At 65.5% G+C, this 12,169-nt stretch carries 8 protein-coding genes; all 8 read right to left on the bottom strand.

The window, feature by feature from the left end; all coding sequences use genetic code 11:
• Positions 1 to 3: 3 nt before the first annotated feature.
• The 8 genes from K4A76_RS15450 to treZ all read right to left on the bottom strand — a co-directional run bounded on the left by K4A76_RS15450 (position 4) and on the right by treZ (position 12,157).
• Positions 4 to 912, bottom strand: a complete 909-nt coding sequence (locus tag K4A76_RS15450) for an autotransporter domain-containing protein (RefSeq protein ID WP_274410634.1) — start codon at positions 910 to 912, stop codon at positions 4 to 6.
• A 969-nt stretch (positions 913 to 1,881) separates the two neighbouring features.
• Complete coding sequence (locus tag K4A76_RS15445) at positions 1,882 to 2,067, bottom strand: hypothetical protein (protein WP_274410633.1); 186 nt, start codon at positions 2,065 to 2,067, stop codon at positions 1,882 to 1,884.
• Positions 2,068 to 2,261: 194 nt separating this feature from the next.
• The gene (locus K4A76_RS15440; RefSeq protein WP_274410632.1) at positions 2,262 to 2,447 is read right to left on the bottom strand and encodes a hypothetical protein; all 186 of its coding nucleotides are present in this window, start codon (positions 2,445 to 2,447) and stop codon (positions 2,262 to 2,264) included.
• 509 nt (positions 2,448 to 2,956) lie between these two features.
• A complete protein-coding gene (gene glgX, locus K4A76_RS15435; protein WP_274410631.1) occupies positions 2,957 to 5,110 on the bottom strand; it encodes a glycogen debranching protein GlgX in 2,154 nt (717 codons plus the stop codon).
• 156 nt (positions 5,111 to 5,266) lie between these two features.
• Complete coding sequence (locus K4A76_RS15430) at positions 5,267 to 5,548, bottom strand: DUF2934 domain-containing protein (RefSeq protein ID WP_029886657.1); 282 nt, start codon at positions 5,546 to 5,548, stop codon at positions 5,267 to 5,269.
• 17 nt (positions 5,549 to 5,565) lie between these two features.
• Positions 5,566 to 8,340: a malto-oligosyltrehalose synthase gene (locus K4A76_RS15425; protein WP_274410630.1), complete on the bottom strand. Its 2,775-nt coding sequence runs from the start codon at positions 8,338 to 8,340 to the stop codon at positions 5,566 to 5,568.
• Positions 8,337 to 10,418: a 4-alpha-glucanotransferase gene (gene malQ, locus K4A76_RS15420; RefSeq protein WP_274410629.1), complete on the bottom strand. Its 2,082-nt coding sequence runs from the start codon at positions 10,416 to 10,418 to the stop codon at positions 8,337 to 8,339. Before malQ ends, K4A76_RS15425 begins: the two co-directional genes overlap by 4 nt.
• The gene (treZ, locus tag K4A76_RS15415; RefSeq protein ID WP_274410628.1) at positions 10,415 to 12,157 is read right to left on the bottom strand and encodes a malto-oligosyltrehalose trehalohydrolase; all 1,743 of its coding nucleotides are present in this window, start codon (positions 12,155 to 12,157) and stop codon (positions 10,415 to 10,417) included. The genes malQ and treZ overlap by 4 nt, the downstream gene beginning before the upstream one ends.
• Positions 12,158 to 12,169 lie beyond the last annotated feature (12 nt).

Here is a 12,169-nt window from a genome sequence, read left to right as displayed (position 1 = left end):
AGGCTACCATCGCATGCGCACCCCAAGGCTGCCAATCAGCCCATTGAGGTCATTGCCATCCACATCGCTGCTGTAGTCGGCACTGACGAACATGGCCACCGAGGGCGTTACCCGCGCCACCAGCCCCAGGCCCAGTTCCACCGTTGTCGAAAAGCGCGAACTGGAGATCTTGTCGACCTGTTCCAGCTTCACTTCGTCAGGGTTGCTGAAGTCATACCACACGTTGGTCCGCACATAAGGCTCCAGGGGCATGCCGCGCATTTCATAGCGCCCGGACAATGTGGCGCCGACGCGGCCGCTCCAGCTGGGCTGGCTGTCGAAGGCCTGCCGGGTTGCGTGCTGCCCTTGGCTACCGGGGAAGAACTGCTGGTTCATCAATTGCGCCTGGGGTTCGATCACCCAACTGCCAGCCAGGGGGATCGGATAGCCGCCCTCCACCGAGAAAGTCATCGCGTGGCCGCTGTCGCCCGGCCGTTGGCCGGTGTCACCCCCGCCATCCACCTCGATGCGCGAACCCACGGCCACGGCATCCAGGTGCCAGCCCTGTGCGTGGGCCATGCTCCAGTACATGCCCAGGCTTTCCCCGCTCAGTTGCGTAGCATTGCGCGGCTTGTCGCCCAACAGCTGGCGCATGCCATTGAAGCTGCCTTGCAGGTTGTTATGGCCGACCACCCTCCCGGCGCGTTGCACCTCGCCTGCTGGCGTTGCACGCACGAACAGCTCGGGGCCGGTCATCAGCTGCTGGTCGGGCGCTGCGAGGGGTTCGGGCGCTTGTGTGCCGTTGCGGGGTAGGGGCGGATAAAGCTGTGACCACTCATACGCGAACGTTTCCACCGGGGTTGCCAGAAGCAGCGACGTGGAAACCGCGTAGAAAAGACGGTCGATGCGCACGGGGCTCGAAGTGGTTTTCATGGCGGGTCTCCTTTGCTCTTGTGAAGTACAGCTTGAGGACCTGGTCTGTTGTCACAGGCTGTACGGCAAAACAGAGGGCGACCCAAACCAGCACGCCCGCTTCGGCACACGCGCCCAAAGGCGCGCGCTAGAGGCTCGGCGCGAGATTTTTACTGCTCGGTAATCTTCAGCTAAGGAGAGGGGAGGGCTTGCGTCAAGAAAACGTGAAAGGCCCGTTCACCTTTTGTGGGGGTGACCAAAGCGCTGATTCAAAAGAAAAACTGTGCGGCTATAGCGGCGTTCGCTATTTCCCGCGAGGGCGCTATGAAGAATGATTGCTAGCGCCACGCTCGGGCAGTGGCGGCGTGTTTGCCGCAGCATATGCGGCGGTTGTGAGATCGAGCGCCGCCCGCGCGGCGCTTCGCGGCTAAAGCCGCTCGTCGGGCGGGGTACACCGCCCCATGTAGGAGTGGCTTTAGCCACGAATACGGTGGTGGCGGCAACGGTGAATACCCAGAAGACATTGGCCAGCAGGCCCGGCCCCTTCGCGGGTGAACCCGCTCCTACATCGGGCGGGGCACCATCGCCCAATGTAGGAGTGGCTTTAGCCACGAATACGGTGGTGGCGGCAACGGTGAATACCCAGAAGACATTGGCCAGCAGGCCCGGCCCCTTCGCGGGTGAACCCGCTCCTACATCGGGCGGGGTACACCGCCCCATGTAGGAGTGGCTTTAGCCACGAATACGGTGGTGGCGGCAACGGTGAATACCCAGAAGACATTGGCCAGCAGGCCCGGCCCCTTCGCGGGTGAACCCGCTCCTACATCGGGCGGGGCACCACCGCCCAATGTAGGAGTGGCTTTAGCCACGAATACGGTGGTGGCGGCAACGGTGAATACCCAGAAGACATTGGCCAGCAGGCCCGGCCCCTTCGCGGGTGAACCCGTTCCTACATCGGGCGGGGCACCACCGCCCAATGTAGGAGTGGCTTTAGCCACGAATACGGTGGTGGCGGCAACGGTGAATACCCAGAAGACATTGGCCAGCAGGCCCGGCCCCTTCGCGGGTGAACCCGATTACATCGGGCAGGGCACCACCGCCCAATGTAGGAGTGGCTTTAGCCACGAATACGGTGGCGGCGGCAACGGTGAATGCCCAGAAGACATTGGCCAGCATGCCCGGCCCCTTCGCGGGTGAACCCGATTACATCGGGCGGGGTACACCGCCCAATGTAGGAGTGGCTTTAGCCACGAATACGGTGGTGGCGGCAACGGTGAATGCCCAGAAGACATTGGCCAGCATGCCCGGCCCCTTCGCGGGTGAACCCGATTACATCGGGCAGGGCACCACCGCCCAATGTAGGAGTGGCTTTAGCCACGAATACGGTGGCGGCGGCAACGGTGAATGCCCAGAAGATATTGGCCAGCATGCCCGGCCCCTTCGCGGGTGAACCCGATTACATCGGGCAGGGCACCACCGCCCAATGTAGGAGTGGCTTTAGCCACGAATACGGTGGCGGCGGCAACGGTGAATGCCCAGAAGATATTGGCCAGCATGCCCGGCCCCTTCGCGGGTGAACCCGATTACATCGGGCGGGGTACACCGCCCAATGTAGGAGTGGCTTTAGCCACGAATGCGGTAGTGGCGGCAATGGTGAATGCCCAGACGATAGTGGCCAGCATGCCCGGCCCCTTCGCGGGTGAACCCGCTCCTACATCGGGCGGGGCACCACCGCCCAATGTAGGAGTGGCTTTAGCCACGAATACGGTGGTGGCGGCAACGGTGAATACCCAGGAGATATTGGCCAGCAGGCCCGGCCCCTTCGCGGGTGAACCCGCTCGTTTGTTTCGGGCCAGTATTGCCTGTGCCGGACGCGCGCGACCGCCTTGTTTTTACGACGCGATATCGTGGTGGGCGCCAGGGCGTTCGCGCGCAAATTCCACAGGCATAACTGGCCCGAAACAAACGGAGCGAGCAAAGCATCACGATGCGCCGCGTGGGCGGCGCTCGATCTCACATGCACTGAAGAGGCCGCGGCGGGCACTGCCCACCGCGCCTACCCGGTTCACTCGTCTTCGCGTTGCAACACCATCAACACCATGGAGCGCCCCTTTACCTCGAAGGTGCTGTCGAACTGCAGGTGCTGGCCCTTGCGCAGTTCGGGCCGGTCAGTGTCGATCAGGCAGTTCCAGTGATCGCCATCCGGTACTGTCGGCAGCTTGAACGGCACCACATCATGGTGCGAGTTGACGATCAGCAGCACGGTTGCCTCGGCGCCGGGCCGGGCAATACCGCTGACCTGCGCGCGGCCATCGATCAGCATGCCCAGGCAGCGGCCGTGCGGGTCTTCCCACTGCTCCACGGTCATCTCGCCGCCATCCGGCGCCAGCCAGGTCACGTCCTTGACCCCGATCGCTTCGTTGTAATCGCCAACCAGGAACCGCGAGCGGCGCAGTACCGGGTAGGTGAGGCGCAGGCGAGTCAGGCGCTTGACGAAGGCCAGCAGCTCTTTGCCTTCCTCGTCGAGGTCCCAGTTGATCCAGCCGATCTCACTGTCCTGGCAGTAGGCATTGTTGTTGCCGTGCTGGGTGCGGCTAAACTCGTCGCCCGCCACGATCATCGGCGTGCCCTGGGCCAGCAGCAAAGTGGCGAAGAAGTTGCGCATCTGGCGCATGCGCAGGGCGTTCACGGCCGGGTCTTCGGTCGGCCCTTCGGCGCCGCAGTTCCACGACAGGTTGTTGTCGGTACCGTCCTGGTTGTTCTCGTCGTTGTCCTCGTTGTGCTTGTGGTTGTACGACACCAGGTCGCGCAAGGTAAAACCGTCATGGGCGGTGATGAAGTTCACCGAGGAGTACGGCCGGCGGCCACGGTTGTTGAACATGTCGCCTGAGGCCGTCATGCGCGCGGCAAAGTCGGCCAGCTGGCCTTCATCGCCTTTCCAGAAGGCGCGCACGGTGTCGCGGAAGCGGTCGTTCCATTCGGCCCAGCCTGGGGCGAAGTTGCCCACCTGGTAGCCGCCTGGCCCGCAGTCCCATGGCTCGGCAATCAGTTTGACCTGGCTCAGCATCGGGTCTTGGCGGCAGGCCACGAGGAAGCCGTGGCGCTCGCTGTAGCCGTCATGGTACCGGCCAAGGATGGTCGCCAAGTCGAAGCGGAAGCCGTCCACGTGCATTTCGCCGGCCCAGTAGCGCAGCGAGTCGGTGACCAGTTGCAGCACGCAGGGGTGGCTCAGGTCCAGGGTGTTGCCGGTGCCGGAGTCGTTGATGTAGTAGCGCTTGTCATCCGGCATCAGGCGGTAGTACGAGGCGTTGTCGATACCGCGCATCGACAGGGTCGGGCCGCGCTCGTTGCCCTCGGCGGTGTGGTTGTAGACCACATCGAGAATCACCTCCAGCCCGGCGTCGTGCAGGTGCGCGACCATCTCCTTGAACTCGGCGATCTTGCCGCTGGCCAGGTAGCGCGGGTGGGGGGCGAAAAAGGCGATGCTGTTGTAGCCCCAGTAGTTGTTCAGGCCCTTGTCCAGCAGGTGCTGGTCGTTGACGAACGCGTGAATCGGCAGCAACTCGATACTGGAAACACCCAGGTCCTTGATGTGCTTGAGCAATTCGTCGTTGGCCAAGCCGGCGAAGGTACCGCGCAGCTCCTCCGGCACGGCGGGGTGGCGCATGCTGATGCCGCGGGTGTGCGCCTCATAGAGGATGGTGCGCTCCCAGGGTACCTGGACCCGCTCGTCACGGCCCCAGGTGAAGGCCGGGTCGATCACCTTGCACTTGGGCACGAAGGGGGCGCTGTCACGTTCATCGAACGACAGGTCGTCGTCGGGGTGGCCGATGGTGTAGCCAAACAGGGCCTCGGACCACTTCAGTTCGCCGACCAGCTGCTTGGCATAAGGGTCGATCAGCAGTTTGTTGGGGTTGAAGCGGTGACCGTTTTGCGGCTCGTAAGGGCCATAGACGCGGTAGCCATACACCAGGCCAGGGTGCGCATCGGGCAGGTAGCCATGGTAGATCTCGTCCGTGTATTCGGGCAGCTCGATGCGTTCGAGCTCATGCTCGCCGGTGGAGTCGAACAGGCACAGCTCGACCTTGGTGGCATTGGCCGAAAACAGGGCGAAGTTGACGCCCAGCCCATCCCAGGTGGCGCCGAGGGGAAAGGGTTGGCCTTCGCGGATGCGGGTTGGGGCAACCGAGCGGGTTTTCTTCGGGGTACGGGGGCTCATGGCAATCCTCAAATGGCCGTGGTGGAAGGTATGGAAGTGATGCAGTGCTGCCCAGGTGCCCTCTCGGTGGCGCCCGGTCCCCCTGAAGCAACCACGACCGCCAGCCGTGTGGCGATCATGGGGGAGCGGGCAGGCCGCGAAGTGGCCGAAACCGGTTTAACCGGCAGTTGGCTTTTTGACCGCCCTTGGTTTCTTCGCCGCCGCGGGTTTAACCCCCGGCAGTGCCGCTACCTTGGGTTCGGCCGGCGGCTTGGGCTCGGCTGCCGGCTTGGGTTTGGCAGGGGCCCGCTTGCGCGGTGCGGCTTTGGGCGCCAGGGCCTCGGCCTCGGCCAGCTTGCGGGCCATTTCCCAGTGGCGGTCTTCCTGGCCGGCGGGTTTACCTTCTGACTCCCAGATCTGGTAGGCAAATTCGCGAATACGCTTTTCATCGACACTCATCGAAACGCTCCTGATGCTCAAGATTGTTGGATCAACAGGTTGACCGGAAACTCCGCCAGCACGGCGCTCAACATCAGCTCCCTTGATGAGCTGACCGCCGCGCATGGGAAAAGTCCCGTCGAATTGGCAGGTGATACGGCAAACGGTAAAACCAGCCGGGTGTCGTCCCAGTTCTGTGCCGGGATCAACGGTGTTGGCGCGCTGCCGAGTAGGCTGTTGGCCAGGCGTGGGGCCACGACGATGGCGCGTTCGCCTTCACCCAGCCGGGCGAAGGCGACGACCTTGTCGGCATGCCGGCCCTGTACCGTCAGCGGCAGGTAGGCACCGCGGCGGAACAGCTCGGCGTGCGCCTGGCGGCAGTCCAGCACACGGGCGACCAAGGCCTGCTTGAGGCGGCCGTCGCGCCAGTGCGACAGCAGCTCGGCCATAGGTGTGGCGCTTTCCAGGGTGGCACGCCGCAAAGCGTAGTCCACGGCGCGGCGGTTGTCCGGGTCGACCAGGCTCAGGTCCCAGTATTCGTTGCCCTGATACAGGTCGGGCACGCCCGGGGTGGTCATGCGCAGCAGGGCCTGCACCAGGCCATTGAGGGCGCCGGGGCAAGCGAGCAGTTGTGCGGCATCGGCCACCGATTGGCGCAATTGCTGGTTTTCACTGCCCAGCAGCAAACCGTCCAGGTAGCGGGCACAGGCCGCCTCGTAGGCCTCGTTCGGTGCGTTCCAGCTGCTGCGCAGCTTGGCCTCGCGCAGGGCCTTCTGCTGCCACTGGCGCACGCGGTCGGCGTATTGGCGCAGGGCGTTGGCGTCGTGCAGGTCAAGGTCCAGCGGCCAACTGCCGAGCAGCGTCTGCAACAGCATCAGCTCGTCGCCGGGGCTGGGCGCCAGGCCGTCCTCCAGCGGCGCACGCAGCGGCGCCGCCAGCTCGCGCCAGTGCTCCACGCGGCTGGCCAGCCACGGCCCACGCTCGCTGAGCACGGCCAGGCGGGCGCGTGTGTCTTCGCCACGCTTGTGGTCATGGGTGGCGGTGGCCAGCAGGTTGTCGGGGAAGTCGCGCAGACGCCGTTGCGCTTCGTTGTGGAAGTGCGCCACCGGGGCACTGAAACGCTCGGCCTCGAAGCCCACATCGTTGCGCGACAGCAGCCGCGCGCTGCGGTAGAAAGCCGTGTCTTCCACCGCCTTGGCGGCACTGGGTGCGGTCAGTTGCTGGAAGCGCACGCAGGCATGGCGCAACTGCTTGCGCGCGCGCCCCGGCGGCAATTGCCGCCAGCCTTGGCCACCCAGCCACTGTTCCAATTGGTCGAGCAACGGCCAGTCGGCTTCGGCCAGGTCCTGGCGGGCATTGGTCAGGGCTTGCTGGAAAAACACTTCGTCTTCAGCCGGGCGCCCGCAGGCATTGAAGTAGGTGCGGTAGACCGGATAGTGTGCCACCAGCGCCTGCAAGGCACGGCGGATGGCGCCCAAGGTCAGGTCGCGAGTCATCAGGTCGTTGCGGGCGACCTGCAACAGCGCCTGGGCTACCGACTCGCAGTCGCCTGCCAGGCTGGCGTTGAGCACCAGGTGGCGCGCCTGGCGCACTTCTTCAGCAAAGGCCGGGCGCTCGCTGATGTTGGCCCACAACTCGGTCAGCGGTGCTTCACCGGCCGGGTCGTGCTGCAGCAGCGACACCTGGTTCATGAACTCGTAGCCAGTGGTGCCGTCGGTGTGCCAGTCGAGGTGCAGGTGTTCGCCGCTGCCGAGAATCTTTTCCACATAGATCGGGAAGTGTTCGACCGCGGCGTTCAGCGGCCGACTGGCCAGCAGGCCGTCGACGCGCCGGCGCAGCTTGCGGCAATAGCCGCGCGGGTCGGCCAGGCCGTCGATATGGTCAATGCGCAGGCCGTCCACCAAGCCGCGCTCGATCAGCTCGAAGAGCTTGGCGTGGGTCGCCTCGAACACCACCGCGCGCTCGACCCGCAGGCCACCCAGTTCGTTGATGTCGAAGAAGCGCCGCCAGTTGATGTCGTCGGCGGCGGTGCGCCAGCTGGCCAGCCGGTAAGTCTGGCGCTCCAGCAGCAGGTGCAGGCGCTTGAAGCCGCTTTCGGCACGGCTGTCGAACGCCACCAGGGCCGATTCGAGGTCGGCACCCTGCTGCACCAGGCGCGCCAGTTCGGCCTGCAGGGGCAGGGCGTCAGCCAATGGCGTGGCCGCTTCGCCCAGCGCCGTGAAATGCTCCGCCAGGGCCTGCAAGGCGGGGTCCGGGCTCAGGGCCAGGATCCAGCCGTAGTCGATCGGGCAAATCGGGAAACGGTGCTGGTAGTGGGCGACTTGCAGCACCCCCCGGTCCTTGTCGAACTCCAGCGGGAGTTCGCCGTTTTTCAAGCACACGCCATAGTCGTTACCCAGGAACGGCAACAGCAATTGCCCGGCCAGCAGCGGATCGCTGGAATGCCACTGGATGTCGAAGAATTCTGCGTACGGGCTACGCCGGCCCCAGGCCAGCAGGCATTGCCACCACGGGTTGTCCGCGCCGCCTACGGCCATGTGGTTGGACACGGTGTCGAGGATCAGCCCCATGCCATGCTGGCGCAAGGCCGCGACCAGGCGCTGCAACGCCGCCTCGCCGCCCAGCTCGGGGTTGACCTGGGTCGGGTCGACCACGTCGTAGCCGTGGCGTGAACCGGCACGGGCCTTGAGGATGGGTGAGGCATACAGGTGGCTGATGCCCAGTTGGGCGAAGTAGGGCACCAGCGGCACGGCGTGGTCGAGGGTGAAGTCACTGTGGAACTGCAGGCGCAAGGTGGCGCTCAAGGGCTTCATCGGTCACGCTCCCAGGCTTGTTCGCGGGCTTGGGCAAGCAGCTCCAGGCGCCGCGCGGCATCGTCGTCATTCAGCAGTTCATGCACCGGGCGGGCGAAGCGCCGGCGCCAGTTGGGGTGGCCGGTGGTGGTGCCTGGCAGGTTGGGTTGCTCGTCGCAGCCCAACAGGTCTTCCAGCGGTACCAGCACCAGTGGCGCCCGGGTATGGCCCACGTAGCGGATGGCGGCATCGATCACGGCGTCATCGTCCTTGAGCACGCCATAGTTGGCTTGCAAGGTGCGGCGCAGGCCGTCGTGTTGTTTCTGGCGGTCGTGGCGCCAGTGCAGTTCGGTGGCAGCGTCAATGAGTTGCAAGCGGTGGCTCCAGTCGATATCGCGGTTTTTCAGCCAGCCGGCCAGGGGCGCCAGGTCGTGTGTACCGGTAGTGGCCAGGGCGTTGTCGGGCCAGTCCAGTATCGGCGTGAACTGCCCAGGCTGGCGCTGCTCGAAAGGCAGCACGCGCATGCCCAGCACGGCTTTCTCGGCCAGGGCTTCGCGCAGGCCGGCGGGCACCGTGCCCAGGTCTTCACCAAGGATGATGGCCTGGTGGCGTAGCGATTCCAGCGCCAGTAGCCGCAGCAGGTCCTCCAGCGGGTAGTTGAGGTAGGCGCCTTCGCTGGGCTCGGCGCCTTGCGGTATCAGCCACAGCCGGCGCAGGCCCATGACGTGGTCGATGCGCAGGCCGCCGGCATGCGCCAGGTTGGCCCGCAACATTTCGATGAACGCGCGGTAGCCGTTGCGCTTGAGGCCTTCGGGCGAAAAGGCGCAAATTCCCCAGTTCTGTCCGGCCCGGTTGAGAATGTCGGGCGGTGCGCCCACATTCAGGCCCGACAGCAATTCGTCCTGGCGGCTCCAGGCCTGGCTGCCGGCACCGTCGGCGCCAACTGCCAGGTCGGCGATCAGGCCCACCCTCATGCCGTTGCCGCGGGCGGCCTCGTGGGCGCGTTGCAGGCCACGCTCGGTGAGCCATTGGCAGAACGCGTGGAACTCCACCTTGGCCGGGTAGGCCTCGGCGATGGCCTGGACTTGCGGGTGACAGGGGTCTTGCCAGGGCTTGGGCCAGTGCCGCCAGTCGGCGCCCAGGCCATGCTCCACGGCATGGGCCTGCAGCACTTCGAAGCGGCAATGATGCTCCAGCGCTTCCCCGGCGGCTTTGCGGAAACTGTCGAAGTCCTCGCGCAGCGGGTGGCTGCCTTGGCTGAACCCCTGGTACAGCGCCTCCAGCACACGCAGCTGGGCGCTGGCGGCACGTGGCCAGTCAACCAGCGGGCGCTGCTGCAGTTCTTCCAGCTGTTGCTCCAGGCCGCAGGCTTCGATGGCCATGCGCACTTCCCGTTCACCCAGCAGGGCGGCGGGGCTGGCGTACAAGGCATTGAGCAGCAGGCGGCTGGAGGGCGAGTAGGGGCTGTAATGTTCCTGGTCGATGGCCGACAGGGCATGAATCGGGCTGATGGCCAAGGCATCGGCGCCGCGCTCCGCGGCCGAGCGGGCCAGTTGTTCAAGGGCCAGGCAGTCGCCATAACCACCGTCGCCAGGGCGGCGCAGGCTGTACAGCTGAACCGCCAGCCCCCAGCAGCGCGCGGGTGGTTGCTGCGCGCTGTGCTCAAGGCTGTCTTCAAGGCTATGGCAACGGGGCGGCGCTACGGCCACCGTGAAACGGCGGCTGTCGATTTCGACCTGGTGGTAGCCGACAGGCAGTTCACCGGGCAGGCGGGCCTGCCGGTCAAGTTCGAGCACACGCGTGGCGCTGTTCTCGAGGGTGCAACGGGCGACGCTGGCCGCGCTGAAATAGCGCGAAAGGTCCAGCGGCTGGCCCTGGTCGGCCGTCAACAAGGGCGGCAGGTGCTCACTGTCGTCAGCGGCTTCCAGGGCCTGCAGGCTTGCGGCGATTGCCGCATCGTCGCCGGCCGGGTGGCCCAGGTTTTCGAGCAGGTTGCGCAGCACGTGGTCGCTCACGCGCTGAGGGCGGTCATTGGCGTCGATCCAGTCGCGGCTAAGTCCGACGCGGTTCGCCAAGCGGTGCAGGGCGGTTTCGCTCATGGGCGCTCCTGGGCAGGGGGAAGCAGGCTGACCACGCAGCTGTACGCCGCCAGTTGGCTGTCGGGGTGGCGAGCATCGCCGCTGTCGAACAACCGCAAGGGCGGTGGCGGCAGCTCGACCGGCTGCGGGCTGTCGGCCAGGTTCAGGTCGATGCGCAAGGTGTTGCCATTGCCCAGCTGCCAGCGTGCGGTGACTGCCTTGTCACCGTGCACCTCGGCGCCCAGCGCACAGCTGCCAGGCAGGTGCGGGATCACATGGTGGCGGCGCAGGTCGAGCAACTGCTGATACAGGCCATGCCAGCCGGCCAGCACCTGCTTGCTGTAAGGGCGCGATGCGGCATAGGTCTGTTCGGCGTTGGGGTCGGGGATGTGCTCGCGCTGCTCGGGGTCAGCGAAGGCCTTGAAATGGGCGAACTCGCCACGGCGGCCTTCGCGCACTGCATCGGCCAGTTCGTCGTGGAAGTCGGTAAAGAACAGGAAGGGCTGGCAACTGCCTTCTTCGTCACCCATGAACAGCAGGGGGATCATCGGTGCCATCAGGAGCAAGGTGGTGGCAGCGCGCAGCGCCGGCGGTGGGCACAGGCGGGTCAGGCGCTCGCCCAGTGCGCGGTTGCCAACCTGATCGTGGTTCTGCAAGAACAGTACGAAGGCACTGGGTGGTAGATGCGCACTGGGTTCGCCGCGCGGCGTACCGTGGCGGTTGGCCTGGCCTTGGAACACGAAGCCTTCGGCCAGGCAGCGTGCCAGCTGGTCGATGGGGCGGTCCTTGTAGTCGGCATAATACCCTTCGGTCTCGCCGGTGAGCAGCACATGCAGGGCGTTGTGGCCGTCATCGTTCCACTGCGCGTCGAAACCCTGTTGCAACAGGGTGGCCTGGTTGTGCTCGTTCTCCAGCACCAGCCACACGTGGCGCCCGGGCTCCACTGCGGCACGCACGCGGTCGGCCAGTTCCACCAGAAAATCGGGTTGGTCGATGGCATGTACGGCATCCAGGCGCAGGCCGTCGCAGCGGTAGTCGCACAGCCACATCAGTGCGTTTTGGATAAAGTATTCGCGCACCTGCGGGCGGCGAAAGTCGATGGCCGCGCCCCAAGGCGTCTGCCGATCTTCCCGGAAGAACGGGCTGGCATACTGGTGCAGGTAATTGCCGTCGGGGCCGAAGTGGTTGTACACCACGTCCACCAGCACCATCAGCTTTTCACCATGGGCCTGGTCGACCAACGCGCACAGTTGCTCTGGGCTGCCGTAGGTGTGCTGCGGGGCATAGGGCAATACGCCGTCGTAGCCCCAGTTGCGCTCGCCGGGGAACTGCCCCAGGGGCATCAGCTCTATTGCGCTGATACCCAGCGCGGCCAGCTTCGGCAGTTGCCGGGCTACGCCTTGGTAGCCATCGAGCAGCCCCACATGCAGTTCCTGAATGACCGCCTCGTGCCAGGGGCGGCCTAGCCACGGGTGCTGCCAGGGGTAGCTGGCCACATCCACCACCTGGCTGGGGCCGTGCACGCCAGTAGGCTGGTAGCGCGACGCCGGGTCGGCCACCTGCAGTGCATCATCAATTCGAAAGTGGTAACGGTCGCCGGCCTGGCAGGGCGCCACGCCACTGAACCAACCGTCTTCATCGCGCTGCAGGGCGATAGCCGGCTGCTGCTCCAGTTCCACGCTCACGCTGCGCGCATCGGGTGCCCAGAGGGCGAAGCGCGCCGACGTGGCGTCCAGCAAGTGTGCGCCATGCCTGTGCATCTTACTGCCCTC

The organism is Pseudomonas sp. NEEL19, from assembly GCF_028751975.1.
Classification (GTDB): Bacteria; Pseudomonadota; Gammaproteobacteria; order Pseudomonadales; family Pseudomonadaceae; genus Aquipseudomonas; species Aquipseudomonas juntendi.
The sequence above is the reverse complement of the archived record's forward strand: the minus strand, read 5'-3'. Positions and strand labels throughout refer to the sequence as shown.

Coding starts and splice junctions, on each gene's coding strand:
- K4A76_RS15450 (WP_274410634.1), bottom strand. CDS start 912: ATGAAAACCACTTCGAGCCCCGTGCGCATCGACCGTCTTTTCTACGCG.
- treZ (WP_274410628.1), bottom strand. CDS start 12,157: ATGCACAGGCATGGCGCACACTTGCTGGACGCCACGTCGGCGCGCTTC.
- malQ (WP_274410629.1), bottom strand. CDS start 10,418: ATGAGCGAAACCGCCCTGCACCGCTTGGCGAACCGCGTCGGACTTAGC.
- glgX (WP_274410631.1), bottom strand. CDS start 5,110: ATGAGCCCCCGTACCCCGAAGAAAACCCGCTCGGTTGCCCCAACCCGC.
- K4A76_RS15430 (WP_029886657.1), bottom strand. CDS start 5,548: ATGAGTGTCGATGAAAAGCGTATTCGCGAATTTGCCTACCAGATCTGG.
- K4A76_RS15425 (WP_274410630.1), bottom strand. CDS start 8,340: ATGAAGCCCTTGAGCGCCACCTTGCGCCTGCAGTTCCACAGTGACTTC.
- K4A76_RS15440 (WP_274410632.1), bottom strand. CDS start 2,447: ATGCTGGCCAATATCTTCTGGGCATTCACCGTTGCCGCCGCCACCGTA.
- K4A76_RS15445 (WP_274410633.1), bottom strand. CDS start 2,067: ATGCTGGCCAATGTCTTCTGGGCATTCACCGTTGCCGCCGCCACCGTA.